We start from the raw sequence: 16,641 nt of genomic DNA on the forward strand, positions 1-16,641 counted from the left end.
TTATGGTTAATGTCTCCAAAAAAATTTTCTCAGATAAGACTTTTTTAATGACACTTATCTTAGCTATATTCGCCGTATATTTTGGTAAAGTATTACCCTCTGACATAGACCAAAAAACAATCATTGCTTTGTTATCATTGATTGTCATTGTTACTGTGTATGAAAAATTAAATATTTTAAAATTTATTGCTAATACTATTGTTGATCGATGCCGTTCCACGCGAAGTATTTTAACCGTTATGCTACTTTTTTCGTTCTTTGGTTCAATGTTGTTTACTAATGACGTTGCCATTCTGACATTAGTCCCAATCTTCTTTAAAATAAGTCAAAAAGTTGATCTTAAAAGAATCATTCCAATTAGTCTTTTAACTATTTATGCTAATTTAGGCAGTGCTATAATGCCGTTTGGTAACCCCCAAAACCTCTACCTCGCCTCCTTTTACCACTTAAGCTTATATCAGTTTATGGGGATGTCTTTACCAATCGGCATTATCGCCCTCATCAGTTTACTAATTGTCAGTTTTGTCTTCCCTAAAAAGGATATTTCTGATTTAAGTTTAGAATCGATTGCAATTAATAAACAAAAAACTATCATACTAGTTGGGGCAACAATTATTGTTATACTAGGTATTTTGTCTTTCATTCCTATATGGTGCTCATTGATCGCTAGTATTTTAAGTGCCTTTTTGTTAGATAAGAAAGTCTTTAAAGACGTTGACTACGGTATTATTTTAACTTTTATTAACTTTTTCTTAATAGTTGGCGCAATTAGTAGAGTAGACATGGTACATAAACTTTTAGTATCAACAACTCACACAACGATTAATACCCTATTTTCAGGAATCCTATCTAGTCAGTTTATTAGTAATGTACCTGCAGCTATATTATTATCTAAATTCACCAGTGAGTATTACGGATTATACCTTGGTGTAACAATAGGTGGGCTAGGGACAATAATCGCTTCTTTAGCAAATCTATTAGCTTTGCGTCAGTACAATATTTATGATACGAGAAAATCAAGTTTTAATTTCTTTGTGAAATTTACAGGGTTAAATATAGTGTACTTAGCTATCTTTATAATTATTGGTATAATCATCATTTTGTAATAAAAAGAACATCTGATACGATAAACGTCAGATGTTCTTTTTTAATTATTGGTTTTCGCTGATTGTTTAAACCACATATATTGTCCATAGAACGAATTGATTAGCATAATAACCTGTAAAGCAAGCATTGAAGTAGCTCCTGCTGAAGCATCAGCCTGAAGTGCTCTAGACCATATAATTACATTAATGAGATTCAATGCAATCCATGCAATCCACTGTGATCGATACCCATATGTCATTAATATTTGACCAACAATACCCAATGGTAATAGTGTTGCATCTAAATATATTTGCGAACCATTTAAGGAATGACTGACAAAAAGCACAATGGCATAAATTACTATTGTCATAGCGACATATAAAATACCTGATTGAACAGAAATACGTCTTGATTTAACAGTATTATCAGATAACTGATTTTTATGCCAAACTGATATACCAATAAACTGCATAACAAAATAAAAAAGTTGTGAGGCAATGTCCCCAATTAAATTATTATTGATAGCGACAATTAACCAGACTGCGGCACTTAAAATACCCCAACTATAGTTAGTCATTCGACCTTGATCGATTAAAACTAAGTTCATTACTGTGGAAATGCCAGTGATTAAACTAATCCAACCGATTAAAGCAAAATTTTTACCAAATATAAATGCAATTATTGTTGCTAATAACATCAAAGACATAATTATTTTTGATGCTTTGTTTAAAGTCATTAAATCATCTAGGTTTTCTCTTATACTAAACGTTTTCATGACTTGTTTTGGTAGCTTTATAAGGTTTTCACGAAATTGCTGCCAATATTTTTTTGCTGTAATACTGTACGATCGCATAATTTTAATTCTCCTATTGTTTTTGAGTAGCCGTGTTCGGAAGCAACGCTACATATTAATTTTATTTTAGGCTATAACAACAAGTAAAACAAGATGTTTTTGTTACACTATTCACTACCATTAGTTTAAAAAATCACAATTACTAATGGCCTAGCGTCCAGCCGCCATCAATCGGTATTACCGCACCGTTAATATAATCAGCTTGTTTACTCGTCAAAAATAGTGTTAAATCAGCAACTTCTTTAGGTTGTGCCCAGCGTTTTGCCGGTGTTTGTTCAGCAACTTCCTTAGCCATAACACCATCACCAGCGAAGTCAGCAGCATTCATAGGTGTTGCAATGGCTCCTGGAGCAATAGCATTGGTATGAATACCTTGAGCAGCATAATCAAATGCTAATTGTTTCGTATAGCCAATTATAGCATGCTTACTGCTCGTATAGGCCGCTCCACCACCTCCAGCAGTGAATCCAGCGATAGATGCCATATTAATAATATGTCCATAACCATTTTTTAACATTTTTGGTAGCACAGCATTTGTCAGAATAAACATTGGTGTCAAATTGGTATTCAAAATATTTTGCCATGTAACCAAACTTGTGTCTAACGATGCCTTATAATTATCTAAAATTCCTGCCGTATTAATTAAGATATGAAATGATACATCAGCTACTAAACTTTCAGCAAACTCTTGTAATTTTTCATGATCACTTAGATCTTGCTGAAAGCATAATAAATTTTCATGCTTGTAGTTAATCTTATTTTTATCAATAGCGTAAACAGTTGCACCTTCAGATAAATACGCAATCACTTGAGAAAAACCGATGCCTGAAGCAGCACCGGTGATTAAAATATTTTTATTGTAGTAGTTTTGATTCGACATTACTTTTCTAATTTCACCATTTTGCTCAATGTGTATATAACAATACCACCAATAACAAGTGATACAAATTCACCTGGTAAAACACTAATATAATAAGCAAACCATTGTGCTAAAATACCGCCTTTTGCATTTGATGGAAATGACCCATTGGCACCAATATTAAATGCAAAAGTAAATTCAGCAGCTAATATTGCCATACCCAATGTTGATACAACCAGTGTACTAATGACTATTTTTAAAATAGCATTAGTAACTTTTCGTGTTAGCAGATACGTTATTCCAGTCATGATAACTGTACCTAATGTGCCAAATACCCAATCAATCCAACCTAATGGTGACACTAAATTTGCAATAAAAACACCTATAGCTAAAGAAAGTACATAACGTTTATTCCATGCTGCTAAGTGGTTTAATCCTTCTGAGGTTCTGAATTGTATAGGCCCAAATGCTATAGGCTGAATGACAAAAGTAATTGCTGCATAGATGGCTGCAACAACTGCCACTAAAGTAATATTATGTGCCTTACTTGAAATTGCTGATTTATTTTGTTCATTAATCATTAAAAATCTCCTAGTTTTTTTAAGCGGGATGGTTGATGAACCGCTAATAAAAAGCTTATCACAGGACAGTAAAAAAAGCCACGCAATGTGACTTTAGATTAAACTTGTTTAGTTATTTCCATCATCCATAAAATCTTTAAGCTGTTTTGAACGGCTAGGATGACGAAGCTTACGTAAAGCTTTTGCTTCAATTTGACGAATACGCTCTCTAGTAACTCCAAAGACGCGCCCCACTTCTTCCAATGTTCGTGTGCGCCCATCTTCAAGTCCAAATCGAAGGCGCAAAACATTTTCTTCACGATCAGTAAGTGTCTCTAAGACTGATTCAAGTTGATCACGCAACATTTCATAGGCTGCAGAATCAGCTGGAGAAATCGCTTCGTTATCTTCAATGAAGTCTCCAAGATGAGAATCATCTTCCTCACCAATGGGTGTTTCTAACGATACAGGTTCTTGAGCTATCTTTAAAATTTCACGCACCTTATCTGGTGTTAAGTCTATCTCGGCACCAATTTCCTCAGGTAATGGTTCACGACCTAAGTCCTGAAGTAATTGGCGTTGAATACGAATTAACTTATTGATAGTCTCAACCATATGGACTGGAATACGAATTGTACGTGCCTGATCAGCGATGGCACGTGTAATTGCTTGACGAATCCACCATGTTGCATAAGTCGAAAATTTGAATCCCTTAGTATAATCAAACTTATCCACGGCTTTCATCAAGCCCATGTTACCCTCTTGTATTAAATCCAAGAACTGCATACCTCGGCCAACATAACGCTTAGCAATAGAAACAACCAGTCTGAGGTTAGCTTCCGCAAGTTCTTGTTTAGCTTCAACATCTCCGTCTTCAATACGTTTGGCAATATTTATTTCTTCATCACCTTTAAGCAAATTAACTCGGCCAATTTCTTTTAAGTACATTCTAACCGGATCGTTTATTTTAATACCAGCAGGTGTTTCCTCTGCTTGATCTAACTCCTCTTTAGATGGCTTATTTTGCTTAGCTTGTAACACTTCTGGTGCAGGTTCGCCTTTTTCGTCAACAATTGCCACACCAGCATCTTCAACTTTTTCCATCAAACGTTCAATATTCTCACCATCAAGATTAAATGGTTCAGCTAGACGGTTAGACAAAATGGCATAAGTTACCTGTTTAGCTGGTTTGAATTCAGCAATCAAACTTTTAACTGCTTTATCATACTCAGGGCTTTTGATGATCCCTGATTTCTTAGTTGACTTTGGCTTTGAAGCCTTACCTGCAGCTGCTGCTTCTTCAGGTGTCTTTCCTTGAGCTAAGGCCAATAATTCAGCTTTTTTTGCACGACTGTTATAAACTATATGTTGTTCGTCAAGATATATCTTGATATCTGAAATCTTGCTCGAAGATGAAATATTTGTCATTAAGTATTCTCCTTGTTGAGCCATTAAAATTAGAGTTTTAAGCAGGCCTTATATCGAGTTTTGTTTTTTTAAATTAATTAGTTCCGTTGTTAATTGTAACAGTTTTTCATTATCATGTTGTTGCTTAGCAATGTTAATTGACTGCTTCAATTGTGTTATTTTATTATCAATGGGTCCATCATGAGCAATAATTTTTATGTAGTCATCAATAGCACTATTTTCTACAGACAACTCACCATATGCTCGTTCAATGGCCATTATTTTTTGATTTAACTCAGGTTTTTGGATAAAATCCATAAAAGCAGCTAGATCAAAAGGTTCTCGATGCTGTTGGTGATAAATATTAATCAACATCATCAGAAGTTGATAGTCAGAATGCACAAATGCAAAACCAACTTTTTCCTCAACTTGTTGAATCACTTGTGGCTTTTTAATCATCGCCATAATCAAGGCACGTTCAGCACGTTCTACTTGTGTAACCGTTGGTACACTATTAAAACGACGATAGTCAAGTTCACTATTGGATACTAAGTTATTGTCATTGTTAGAAAAATTTCTTGTCTGATTTTTAACTGGCTGAATATTAGCTTTTGGTGTTTGTTGCAACTGCTCAATTAAGGCTTGTTTGGAAGTACCAAATTCGTTAGCTATATTAGTAAGTTGAATGTCTTGTTCTACAGGTGTTGCATTCTTCAATATCGGCATGACTTCTTGCAAAAAGTTTAAATACTGTGTTTGATTGCTTAAATTCTTGTTACCTTTTGCCGCATCAATCAAAAAAGTCACAGGTGTCAGAACGTTTTGTTCTAGCACTTGCTTTAAAAATTGTTCACCGCGTTGAACGCGCACTTCATCGGGGTCTAATTGATCTGGCAAATGAATAATACCAATATCAATTGCAGGATTGTCTTTTTTAATAAGGTCAATCGAACGCTTTGCAGCCTCTTGACCAGCTTCATCGCCATCATACACTAATAAAACACGATCAACTAATCGAGTTAATTGTTTAACATGATACAACGTTAATGCTGTTCCCATAGTTGCTACAGCATTGGCATACCCAGACATATCAGAAGCAATGACGTCCATAAATCCTTCAAATATTAATACTGTACGTGTCCGCCGTATACTATTTTTTGCTTGATCAAAATTATATAATAAATTCCCTTTATTAAAAAATGTACTTTCAGGGCTATTCATATACTTTATTGAATTGTTAACATCCAATGTTCGCCCTGAAAATCCAACTACTTGGCCATTAACAGTGCGTATTGGCCAAACGACTCTATTAGTAAAACGATCTCTTAAATCACCAGATTCACTTTCAATAAACAACTCAGAAGCTATCATCACTTCCCGAGAAATATTATGTTCTTGAGCATAATGCAATAGCACGTTTTCTGCTGGTACATATCCAATACCAAAACGCTTAATGATATTATCAGATAATTTACGCTTTTCTCGCAAATATTTTAACGCAGGTTCTCCAGATGTTGTATTGGTTAAAATATGCTGATACAATCGTTGTGCCGCATCGTGTAAATCATATATTGCTTGAGTTCTTGGATTAATTTGTTTAGTTGCATCATTGACCAACTGGTTATCTATTGGTATACCAGCTTCTTTAGCGAGAGAAATAATGGACTCAGGATATGTTAACCCTTCTTTTTCCATCACAAACGAAAAAACAGAACCTGACCGACCACATGAAAAACAATTAAATACTTGTTTATTTTCTTCAACAAATAATGAAGGATGCCGGTCATCATGAAATGGACATGAACCGCTCCATTGACGTCCTCGCTTAACTAAAGTAGTGTACTTACCAATAACATCAACAATATTTACTTTTTGACGCACTTCACTGATAAAAGATTCCGGTATTCTATTGGCCATATCCTACCTTTCAACAACAAATGTCGCAAACTACAGTTTGCGACACAATAATTAAGTCACTTAAAATTTTACTCTATAACAACATATTTTGTCAAGTAGTATGAGACGCTACAAACACTGTAATTATAAGGTTTTTTGTTTTTTGTCTATCGTATTATGTTAACTAAAACGAGCATGGATTACATTAAAGTTATCTTTCTGAAAAGATAATAGTTTCAAATTATATAATAAAAAAATTAACAATACATTTTTAATATTTTTTAAGTTTACTGAGTAAAATACTGCCTAATCACTAAACAAGTTTTTGAATTAATTTATCAAACAATCGAGTTGGTAACATCGTGTGCAAAAAAACTAGCATTTTTGCCCCATACCCCAATAGATATCTTGCTTTTGGGGTTGTAACCGTTATTGCTTTAACTATTGTCAACGCAATTAACTTGGGATCTGATAATTTATCAGAAGAATAAAGATTGTGCATTCTTTTAGAAGCTTCTAGAGCATGTTTTTCGTAAGGTGTATTGACAGATGTTTTTCGTAAGTTTTCTGCTGCAATAATACCCCAATCTGTTTTGATTCCCCCGGGTTCTATTAAAATTACATCTATACCAAATGGTTTGACTTCCATTCTAAGTGCATCGCTAAACCCTTCCAAAGCATACTTTGTTGCATGATACCAAGCGCCCATATACGTGGTCATACGACCAGCCATCGAAGAAATATTAATAATACGTCCAAAATGTTTATCACGCATGTAAGGTAAAACTAATTGTACTAAACGAGCTAGTCCAAATAAATTGGTATCAAATTGCTTCTTTGCCTCATTTATTGAAACATTTTCAATCGCGCCATACGATCCATAGCCAGCGTTATTAACTAGGTAATCTATATGTCCTTCTATTTCAATAATTTCTGCTATTGCTTCAATAATAGATAATTCATCGGTTAAATCCATTTTTAGAGGTTTAACACCAATTTTTTTAAGATCCTCCATTTTGCTTACGTGTCGTGCTGCACCGTATACATGATAATTTAAGTTAGCTAACAATTCTGCTGTTTGATAGCCAATACCACTACTGGCTCCTGTAATGAGCACTACTTTATTTTCAATCACAAACTTTATCCCCTTTATAATTGTGTGCTATAATACTGCTCTTCATGATAGTAAAAAGGTCATATCTTTTCAGATATGACTTTCATTTTGAACCACCAAGGATTATAAATAAATTAAATAAGGTGTGTTCCTTTATCCACGTAAATAGTGTCTCCCACTATTCCGCTAGCAAATGGACTCAATAAGAAAGCCGCCGTATTGCCAACTTCTTCTATAGTCACACCAACACCATCAACAGTACGTTCATCTGATATCTTAATTAAATCACCATGATTTTTAACACCGGTAACTGCTAATGTTTTGACTGCACCAGCCGAAATAGCATTGACACGAATAGCTTTATCAGCTAAATCACGTGCGAGGTATCGCACAGCTGATTCAAGACCTGCTTTAGCAATGCCCATAACGTTGTAATTAGGTATTGCTCTTTCTGAACCCATATAAGTGAGTGTTACAATGGCACCATTTTCGTTCATAATTTCATGACCATACTTGGCCGCAGCGATTAAAGAGTATACACTAATGTTTTGTGCTAATGTAAAACTATCTAATGTACCATCGGTAACTTTATTATCTAAGTCACTCTTTTCAGCATAAGCAATGGCATGTACAATACCATCCACTTTACCAACTTTTTGAACAATATCTGAAAAAGCCACTTCTATATTTTCTGGCTTAGAAACATCACATTCAACTTTTAAAACTGAATCATCAACAAATCGATCTAGGCTGCGCTTCATCCGATCATTTTGATAAGTCAAAATGACTTGCCCACCTTGATTAATAATTGACTGCATACAACCAAAGGCTAAACTACTTTTGTTGGCCACACCCATAATGATAATTTTTTTATTATCTAACAATCCCATGTTTCAAATACCTCAAATTTATACTTTATTAAACTATGCTCTAATTCATTAAAATTGTCAACGAAGCAATTTTAAAATTATGAATAATTCTCAAATCATCATTTTTTGAAAACATTCAAGAAGACACTATCGAGAGTCATCAGAAATAGCTCCGTAATCATAAATTATAAAAATAGTTAACGCAAATTATTTGTGTAATATGTCTAGAAGTGCAATTTTTAACCCTTCATTATCATCTGGCGTGCCCAGCGCAATACGAATTCATTCAGAATTCAAACGATCATTAACTTGATATCCAGCTTGTAATAACGCTTGCCCAACTTTTTTAACTTCCCCAACCTTAACCCAAAAAAAGTTGGCTTGTGACTCATAAAACATTAATCCTTGGTCACATAAAAATTTTTGAAATTTAGTACGTTCAGATTGGAAAATTGCCACATTTCGTTTCAAATATTCTTGATCTAAAATCGCAGCGGTGCCTCCAACAATTTGATAAGTTGATAAATTATATGGCAAACGCACAGCTTGCATTGCGGTATATAACGGATCTTGCATGATGCCATAACCAATCCTTAAGTTAGCTAGACCATATGCCTTAGATAAAGTACGCAACACTACCAAATTTTGATATTGTGCTACGAGTGGTGCCACTGTTGCATTTGGTTCATCCACAAAATCATAGTAAGCTTCATCAACAACTAGCGTAACGGTACTGGGCAACTTAGTCAAAAACAGCTCAATATCAGCAGATTTTTCAAAGACACCTGTCGGATTATTTGGATTAGCTAACCAAACCATTGTTGTTTTATCCGTAACTGCAGCTAATATGGCTTCAAATGCGACATGCCCATCAATCGCATTGACTGGTACCTTAACTGTTTTGGCTTGCTCAATATCAGCATGAAGGGCATATTCACCAAATGTAGGATCAGCTACAATCATCTCTGATTCCAGAGTCAATATAGTACGTGTTATAAGTTGAATCAATTCAGCATTTATCACAAAAAATTATTTTTTAAAAAAATTATTTTTAAAAACATTTGAACACGTCTATTGACACAAAGATAGATACATGTTTTAATTGAGAAATAAATTAACATATTCACAGAAAGGGAGTTAACTTAATGAGTCTAATTTTATCAGCTAACACAAGTTATTATTATGGTTTTTTCTTTAGATAGTGTCCGCTTCAATGCTTAGATGCGGACACGATAGTTCGCATCTAAATGTTGAAGCCACTTTTTAAGGTCCCAACTAGATGCATTATAGTAATCTAGTTAAACCTAATATTCTGATAATTAATTGACCGTAATCGGACTCCCAATACAAGAATAACAGATGAGACTAGGTGTTGTAGACATTTAGTCTTTTTATTTGGTATAAGGAAAATATAATTATGAATAATATTTTAATTACTGCAAAAACTCGTATTAGTATAGTACTTTATATTAATTACCTAGTCCACGGTATTGGGTTACTCATCTTGACTCAAAATATGTTACATTTAAGTCAAACCTGGCAACAACCTTTAGCAACAGTTTCTTATGTGATTTCTGGGATAGGCATCGGTCGCATACTAGCGTACTATATCCTAGGTACATTATCTGACAAATTTGGACGTAAACCTATTCTTGCTTTTGGCATGATAACATATGCCATTTTCTTTTCTACGATGCCATTTGTCACTAATTTTAAAATTGCCTATCTTTTAACCATTCTAGCTGGGGTGGCCAATTCAGCTTTAGATTCTGCCACATACCCAACATTTTTGGAATTAAATAGTGGCAAAGGTGCAGCAACTGTTCTCATTAAATCAATGATGTCGCTGGGTGAATTTATTTTGCCATTATTGGTGGGTTTCTTAGAAATTTCTAGGCTATGGTTTGGCTGGAGTTTTTTGTTTGCTACTAGTCTTTTGATTATCAATTTTCTAATGCTGTTACCACTCAAGTTTCCTAAAATATATACTAAACCAAAGAAAATGATGAAACCAGTGGAAAAAACATTCGAAAGAACACCTCTAGTCGTTGGGACACTGTTGGCTGTATATGGTTTTACTGCAATGGCTCTAATGATTCATTTTACGCAATGGATTTCACTATTTGCCGTCAAAACATTAGGCATGAGTCAATTCCAAGGGCACTTTGTACTTTCTTTGTATAGTATCGGTTCTATTATTGGCGTATTGGTCATGTTCGCTATTATGCAAAAAGAATTCATTAAAGATCGGCATCTGATCGTCGTTTTGAACATCCTAGCGTTCTTATCACTGATTGTAATCTGCTTCATTCATCAACATCAAGTTACTAATGTAGCAGCATTTATATTCGGAGCGACTGCTGCAAGTGGTGTCATGCAAATTGGATTAAACATCTTTTTAAGACTATTTCCTACCACTAAAGGTCGCATTACAGCCATATTCTTTTCATTTGGTAGCATTGCATCATTTACCATACCAATTATTACTGGCATGCTTTCTCAAATCAGTATAGCGACTGCAATGAGAAGTAACTTGATTACAGCAGCAATAAATCTTGTTATCTGTATCAGTGTCAGCACACTTCTTTATCAAAAAGAGAAACAATTAAATAAAAAAGCATGATTAATTAATCATGCTTTTTTATTTAATGACTACTGAAGTTGCAAATGGTATATTTGCATTTAACCATTTCGCATCCGACACAGATAGCCTAACACACCCATGCGACATAGGTTTCTTACCTAATTCATTACCTTCAGTCTGAATATAATTACCTGCATGGTCAACAGGAACAGAATGAAATAAATAAATACCGTGATCTTTCCAAGATGTCCAATAATTAGCGCCTTCATCTGATGTAGTATTGTAAAAATGATCTCCTCGTTCAGCCTCAATTTTATATTGCCCTTTGGGTGTAGTATTATCTTTTCCCGTTGAACAATAAAAAGTATATAGTATTTTACCATTGTTTTTATCTATTAAATAAGTACGCTGTTTATTAATATTTACTGATAATTGTAATTGCGTTTCTTGATAATTTTTTATATTTGGATATGGTGTTAGTTGAGATGAGTATAGATAATAATTCCCAGTCATTGTCCTCATATTATCTTTTTGAGTAGCTGTTTTTGTTGACACTCTATCACTATTTTTGCTGATCGTTGGTTGCTCTTTCCTTGAAGTCAATAAATGGACTTTACTAAAACCATAATATAGAATACCAATTAAAACTATGCTAAAAATCCCAATAACTATTTCCCTATTTTTATTCATAAATCCCCCGAGAAAATCCTACTTTTATAGTCCAACTATAATCAGTAAATTTGTAGCACTAATAGGATTAAATATACAACATATGCTTCTATATTACTCGAATATAAGATGTATAATTTTAAAAATTAATAATAAGGATAATTTACACATGAACAGAAAAAAGACTTATCTTATTGCCCTAGCTCTCTGTTTAATATCATTTATCATACTTTCTATAATGGTTAAAACAAATTTCACCTATTGATCGACCATTTTGGTCAGCTACTTTTCCAACAAACGCCTCATCATACACAACATCTATTTAAAAAATTTGATAAATTCTTTTCACCAGAAACTGACTTATTCTATGGTTTCGCCATTAGTGATTGTCTGTTAGTTTTTTCTAAAATCAAAATCAACTTCATTTAGGCATATACAGTGTCATTGCTATTTCAGGAACTACTTTATTAGCGTTCATTGTCAACATGATTGTCAAACCTTTATTTGGTAGAATACGTCCTGATGGTTCAAAAGGTTTTTCTTATCCTAGTGATCATGCTATGCTAGCATTTGCTTTACTCATTAGCACTGCATATATACTCACCCTGTATATTAATCATACTACACCAAAATTATTAATTATAATATCCTCCATAATTATGATTATAACCATTTTCTTTATCATTTGATTTCAGATCATCATGGTGATTTGATTTTTAGCATCTAATGATTTGCGATTGGTCTTTCAAGATTAGTAATATATACTCCAGTACTTAATACAACATAGACAAATGACCTACTATTGAAATATTGTTCATAAACACTCTTCATTTTGGACTATCATTATATTCTATTTGATTAGATTGTCTTCGTACCGGAGTTTTCAAATAAAAAATGAATAAAAAATTAGAGTTGCAAAATGTGTGATTACAATGTATACTTACTTTTAGTAACTGAAAAGAGGAAAATATTATGTCAAAATTCGGCGTTATCGTAGGATCAATTCGAAAGAACTCTTACTCTAAAGGCGTTGCTGAGGCAATTGTTAAAGGACTCCCCGATAATTCAGAGGTAACTTACTTAAGCATTAGTGATTTACCTCTGTATAATCAAGACTATGATTCAGAATCTATTGCGATATATGATGACTTTCGCGCTCAAGTACGTGAACAAGATGCTTTTATCTTTGTAACACCAGAACATAACCGTAGTATTCCAGCAGCATTAAAAAATGCGTTAGATGTGGCTTCTCGACCTTGGGGACAAAATTCTTGGGCGGACAAACCAGCATTAGTTGCATCGCAATCATTATCAGGTATTGCTGGTGTACTAGCTAATCACATTTTACGTCAGTCTCTTGTTTTTCTAGACATGCCTACATTACAACAACCTGAGCTTTATATTGGTAATATTCAATCATTAACTGATGATGAAACTGGCGAAGTTAATAATGAGGATACAAAAGTATTTTTAGCAAATGCTGGAAAACAGTTTGCCGACTTTGCTTCAAAATTCAAATAAAAAAAAGACTGACAATAGTCAGTCTTTTTTTACAAATTAGGCAACATTGTTTCATATTGATTTAGGATTTTGACTAAATTCTTTTTCCCATGATAATAGCATATCCTATCACTAAAATCAAAAGTACTCCGATCATTGTAATAGACATTCCCGATATAAATAACGCGAAATGCTGTTTTCTAAAAAGATAAGCAATAATAATGCCTATACCAGTAAACGAGGATAAAACAGATTGCCATTTTTGCAAATTTTTAATCATTCTTTTTTGAAATTTTATTTCATTTTCAAAACCAAGTTTTACATTTTTATTCATGGAATGATTCCCTTTTTAATACTTCAAACCTGGATTGAAGAATCCGGTAACAACACCAATCAATTCAACAACAACTAAAATCAGCATTACTTTAATCGGAGATATGTTCTTTTTAGCCATTAGCCACCAACAAAATACAATGAAAGCAGCCGTTAGTAATCATGGGTATACCGAGTCCAACTTATCTTGAAGCACAAGATAGGCTTTACCAGAATCGTTTTTCAATGTGAAAGATGTTTTAACTGTTACCCATGTTGCTGCAACACCAACAACAACCATTCCTCCAACAGTAGCAATTGCTTTTCTAATTGCTTTTCCTTGTACGCCAACTAGAATACCAACTGCTTTATCACCTAATTCATAGCCTTTAAAATAGGCAAATCGCATATCAAAGTAACCCAGAAGATTCCAAACAATGATATAGAATATAGCACCTAGTGGTGACCCACCATCTGACATACCTAGAGCAACTCCAAGTATAACTGGAATCAAAGTACCAACAACAAGTGAATCACCGATTCCTGCAATTGGTCCCATCAACCCTTCTATCAATCCATTAATCGTAGTGTCATCCACATTACCTTCATTAGCACGTGCTTCTTCCAGACTTGCCGTAATACCGACAATGATTGACCCCAATTGTGGTTCAGTAGTTTCTTATGTTTAGTAATATTTTCATGGTTATAATGTAAGCGCTTCTATAACCTAGTTCATGTTCTACCCCTAGTCTCAAGAAAAAACAATACTATTATGACTAATTTTAATTTAATGTAAAAATAAAAACGTTATGTGGTTAACCACATAACGTTTCTTACTAACTTTTTGAAAACTAATCAACAACATTGTCCACTTTTGGTGTTGTGCCATCAGCCAATGTTTTGCTAGTTGGTTTTTCCCAAGAAACAAAATCACAATCTGGATAACGAGAACAGCCATAAAATGTACGCTGTTTTTTTGTCTTACGTTCAATAATCTGACCTTTATGACACTTAGGACACTCTAAACCGATTTCTTTTACAATGGTTTCAGTATGACGACAATCTGGAAATCTAGCACAAGCTAGGAATTTACCGTATCTCCCCATCTTAATTAACATTGGTGCACCACAAACTTCACAATTTGTACCGGCGAGTTCATCATGCATCACAACTTTTTCAAGCGTTTTCTCAGCATTTTCAATCTCTTTTGAAAATGGTTTGAAAAACGCATCAATAACGGGTACCCAATTTTTGTTTCCAGTTTCAACCTCATCTAACTCATGCTCAATTTGTGCTGTAAATTTCATATTAACAACATCAGGAAAATACTCACCAACAATTGTTTGCACAACTTCTCCCAACTCAGTAGGAACAAATTTTTTAGCATCAATTCGAACATAATTCCGACGTTGAATTGTATCAAGTGTCGGAGCATAAGTTGAGGGACGTCCTACACCATTTTCTTCGAGCGCTTTAATTAATGCAGCTTCTGAGTAACGAGCTGGTGGTTGAGTAAAATGTTGATCTGCTGAGGTATTTTCTAAATTAATTTCATCTCCAACGTTTAAATTTGGTAAAACATTGTCTTTTTCTTTGGCTGCCGGATAAGCTTTAGTGAATCCAGGAAATTTAGTTTTTGAGCCATTAGCACGAAATATGACACCATTTTGTTCAATGGATACTGCCATTGTGTCTAAAACTTCTGGTGTCATTTGACTCGCAACAAAGCGTGACCAAATTAACGAATACAATTTAAACTGATCAGGTGATAGTTTATCTTTAATACTATCTGGCGTTCTCGTAACATCCGTTGGGCGAACAGCTTCGTGGGCGTCTTGTACACCTTCTGCTACTGTTTCTTTAACAATTTTATGTTGAGAATATTCTTCTCCCCAAGTATTATGGATGAATTGCGCTGCATCATGCTTTGCAACGGAAGAAATTCTAGTCGAATCCGTTCTCATGTAGGTAATCAAACCAACGTGTCCAACACCACGTCCTAAATTAATACCTTCATAAAGTTGTTGTGCAGCCATCATAGTTTTCCTAGTTCGGAAATTTAACTGTGTATTGGCTGTTTGCTGCATGGTTGATGTGGTAAAAGGTTTTTGTGGACTACGTTTACGTTCTTTTGCGTTAATTTTTTCAACAATAAAAGGTTTTTGTTTGTCTACACGTTGCAAGACTTCCTGCACGTCAGCGTTATCCTGTAATGAATGCTTTTTCTCATCTAATCCCCAAAAAGCCGCTTTTATTTTTGATCGTCCTTTTTTAAATAGGCCATCAATAGTCCAATATTCTTCAGGTTCAAACGACTGAATTTCTTTTTCACGTTCAATAATCAGTCCTAAAGCCACCGACTGTACGCGGCCAGCTGATAACCCTCTTTTAACTGTTTTCCATAACAGTGGTGAAATTGAATAACCAACCAAACGATCTAGAATACGACGTGCTTGTTGTGCATCAACTAAGTCATGATTAATCAGCCGTGGCGACTTAAAAGCGTCTTTCACTTTATCCTTGGTAATTTCATTAAATACAACGCGATGAACTTCACTTTCATCCAATTTCAAAACATGTTGCAAATGCCACGCTATAGCTTCGCCTTCACGATCCGGATCGCTTGCAAGAAAAACTTTTTTAGCATTTTTGGCTGCTTGGCGTAACCCTTTGATTGTCTCACCCTTACCTCGTATATTAATATACTTTGGTGCGTAATCATTTTCTAAATCAACTCCTAACGTTGATTTAGGTAAATCACGAATATGTCCTAAACTGGCAATGACTTTATAAGTACTTCCTAAATACTTTTCAATCGTCTTTGCTTTAGAGGGGCTTTCAACGATAACTAAGTTCTTTTTTGTTTTTTTCGCTATACGTTTTGTTTTATTTTTTGTCTTTGATTTTTCGGTGTTTACCATAATATATATGC

At 34.2% G+C, this 16,641-nt stretch carries 13 protein-coding genes, 2 pseudogenes and 1 riboswitch; of the genes and pseudogenes, 3 read left to right on the forward strand and 12 right to left on the reverse strand.

The genetic code is table 11. The features are described from left to right. Positions 1 to 2 precede the first annotated feature (2 nt). On the forward strand, positions 3 to 1,106 hold the full coding sequence (locus K5Q12_RS02135) for an SLC13 family permease (RefSeq protein ID WP_220742084.1): 1,104 nt from the start codon (positions 3 to 5) through the stop codon (positions 1,104 to 1,106). 41 nt (positions 1,107 to 1,147) lie between these two features. Here the strand turns inward: K5Q12_RS02135 and pnuC are convergent, their stop codons facing one another. From pnuC to K5Q12_RS02175, 8 genes and pseudogenes are all read right to left on the reverse strand, one after another. Then, positions 1,148 to 1,939: a nicotinamide riboside transporter PnuC gene (gene pnuC / locus K5Q12_RS02140; RefSeq protein WP_220742085.1), complete on the reverse strand. Its 792-nt coding sequence runs from the start codon at positions 1,937 to 1,939 to the stop codon at positions 1,148 to 1,150. Between the two features lie 142 nt (positions 1,940 to 2,081). After that, complete coding sequence (locus tag K5Q12_RS02145) at positions 2,082 to 2,819, reverse strand: 3-oxoacyl-ACP reductase (RefSeq protein WP_220742086.1); 738 nt, start codon at positions 2,817 to 2,819, stop codon at positions 2,082 to 2,084. Next, positions 2,819 to 3,379 carry a QueT transporter family protein gene (locus K5Q12_RS02150; RefSeq protein WP_220742087.1) on the reverse strand — a complete coding sequence of 187 codons (561 nt, stop codon included), beginning with the start codon at positions 3,377 to 3,379 and terminating at the stop codon, positions 2,819 to 2,821. The genes K5Q12_RS02145 and K5Q12_RS02150 overlap by 1 nt, the downstream gene beginning before the upstream one ends. Before the next feature lie 4 nt (positions 3,380 to 3,383). Next, positions 3,384 to 3,429: riboswitch (PreQ1 riboswitch) on the reverse strand. A 58-nt stretch (positions 3,430 to 3,487) separates the two neighbouring features. After that, positions 3,488 to 4,786 (reverse strand): RNA polymerase sigma factor RpoD, encoded by a 1,299-nt coding sequence (rpoD, locus tag K5Q12_RS02155; protein ID WP_220742088.1) that lies wholly within the window; start codon positions 4,784 to 4,786, stop codon positions 3,488 to 3,490. 48 nt (positions 4,787 to 4,834) lie between these two features. Continuing rightward, the gene (dnaG, locus tag K5Q12_RS02160; RefSeq protein WP_220742089.1) at positions 4,835 to 6,682 is read right to left on the reverse strand and encodes a DNA primase; all 1,848 of its coding nucleotides are present in this window, start codon (positions 6,680 to 6,682) and stop codon (positions 4,835 to 4,837) included. Between the two features lie 292 nt (positions 6,683 to 6,974). Further along, the gene (locus tag K5Q12_RS02165; RefSeq protein WP_220742090.1) at positions 6,975 to 7,796 is read right to left on the reverse strand and encodes an oxidoreductase; all 822 of its coding nucleotides are present in this window, start codon (positions 7,794 to 7,796) and stop codon (positions 6,975 to 6,977) included. A gap of 113 nt (positions 7,797 to 7,909) precedes the next feature. Then, positions 7,910 to 8,665, reverse strand: a complete 756-nt coding sequence (gene fabI / locus K5Q12_RS02170; RefSeq protein WP_220742091.1) for an enoyl-ACP reductase FabI — start codon at positions 8,663 to 8,665, stop codon at positions 7,910 to 7,912. A 186-nt stretch (positions 8,666 to 8,851) separates the two neighbouring features. Beyond that, positions 8,852 to 9,655 (reverse strand): annotated as a pseudogene (locus K5Q12_RS02175) (pyridoxal phosphate-dependent aminotransferase); the annotation flags it as partial. A gap of 406 nt (positions 9,656 to 10,061) precedes the next feature. On the opposite strand from K5Q12_RS02175, the gene K5Q12_RS02180 reads away from it, so the two are divergent. After that, positions 10,062 to 11,267, forward strand: coding sequence for an MFS transporter (locus K5Q12_RS02180; RefSeq protein WP_220742092.1), 1,206 nt, complete (start codon positions 10,062 to 10,064; stop codon positions 11,265 to 11,267). Positions 11,268 to 11,285: 18 nt separating this feature from the next. On the opposite strand, the gene K5Q12_RS02185 is transcribed toward K5Q12_RS02180, so the two are convergent. Further along, positions 11,286 to 11,918 carry a L,D-transpeptidase gene (locus K5Q12_RS02185; RefSeq protein WP_220742093.1) on the reverse strand — a complete coding sequence of 211 codons (633 nt, stop codon included), beginning with the start codon at positions 11,916 to 11,918 and terminating at the stop codon, positions 11,286 to 11,288. Between the two features lie 951 nt (positions 11,919 to 12,869). Between K5Q12_RS02185 and K5Q12_RS02190 the strand changes: the two genes are divergently transcribed. Further along, the gene (locus K5Q12_RS02190) at positions 12,870 to 13,418 is read left to right on the forward strand and encodes an NADPH-dependent FMN reductase (RefSeq protein ID WP_220742094.1); all 549 of its coding nucleotides are present in this window, start codon (positions 12,870 to 12,872) and stop codon (positions 13,416 to 13,418) included. A gap of 73 nt (positions 13,419 to 13,491) precedes the next feature. On the opposite strand, the gene K5Q12_RS02195 is transcribed toward K5Q12_RS02190, so the two are convergent. The 3 genes and pseudogenes from K5Q12_RS02195 to topA form a co-directional block, all read right to left on the reverse strand. Beyond that, the gene (locus tag K5Q12_RS02195) at positions 13,492 to 13,731 is read right to left on the reverse strand and encodes a PTS sugar transporter (protein WP_246570454.1); all 240 of its coding nucleotides are present in this window, start codon (positions 13,729 to 13,731) and stop codon (positions 13,492 to 13,494) included. Positions 13,732 to 13,746: 15 nt separating this feature from the next. Continuing rightward, positions 13,747 to 14,382, reverse strand: a pseudogene (locus K5Q12_RS02200) (PTS system mannose/fructose/sorbose family transporter subunit IID); the annotation flags it as partial. A gap of 178 nt (positions 14,383 to 14,560) precedes the next feature. After that, positions 14,561 to 16,630, reverse strand: a complete 2,070-nt coding sequence (gene topA / locus K5Q12_RS02205) for a type I DNA topoisomerase (RefSeq protein ID WP_220742095.1) — start codon at positions 16,628 to 16,630, stop codon at positions 14,561 to 14,563. Positions 16,631 to 16,641: the final 11 nt, after the last annotated feature.

The organism is Leuconostoc palmae, assembly GCF_019656075.1.
Classification (GTDB): domain Bacteria; phylum Bacillota; class Bacilli; order Lactobacillales; family Lactobacillaceae; genus Leuconostoc; species Leuconostoc palmae.